The sequence below is a fragment of the Ensifer sp. 2TAB8 genome, assembly GCF_052115125.1.
Classification (GTDB): domain Bacteria; phylum Pseudomonadota; class Alphaproteobacteria; order Rhizobiales; family Rhizobiaceae; genus Ensifer.
Genome location: NZ_JBFRGB010000100.1, coordinates 1 through 352, shown reverse-complemented (window position 1 = coordinate 352; position 352 = coordinate 1). Strand labels below are relative to the sequence as shown.

The following is a 352-nucleotide window of genomic DNA, read 5'->3' as shown; positions in this document are numbered from 1 at the left end:
GGCTTTATGGTGCTGGTGGTGCCAGGCATTCTGCTGACGATTCTGCTGTCGCTGGCTCCGGTGATGGTGGCCAGTGAGAAGATGGGTGTCTTTGCCGCCATGCGGGCCAGCATGCGGATGGCGTGGAAGAATGTGAAGCTGATTGCCCCCGCTATTCTGCTCTGGCTGCTGGCCAAAGTGGTGGTGATGCTGTTCTTCTCTTCGCTGACGGTTTTACCGCTGAATGTCTCGTCGGTGATTTTCACCGCGGCAGGCAATGTGGTTTCGGCGATGTTGATTATCTATCTTTATCGGCTCTATATGCTGTTACGTTGATTGACGATGTGCCTTCGGGCACATTTGCAGCCAACTC

General features: G+C 54.3%; 1 protein-coding gene. It reads left to right on the top strand.

Annotation, left to right across the window (positions count from 1 at the left end):
• Positions 1 to 315, top strand: a 315-nt coding sequence (locus AB4Z53_RS35525) for a YciC family protein (protein WP_441600131.1), incomplete at its 5' end; no start/stop codon positions are given.
• Positions 316 to 352: the final 37 nt, after the last annotated feature.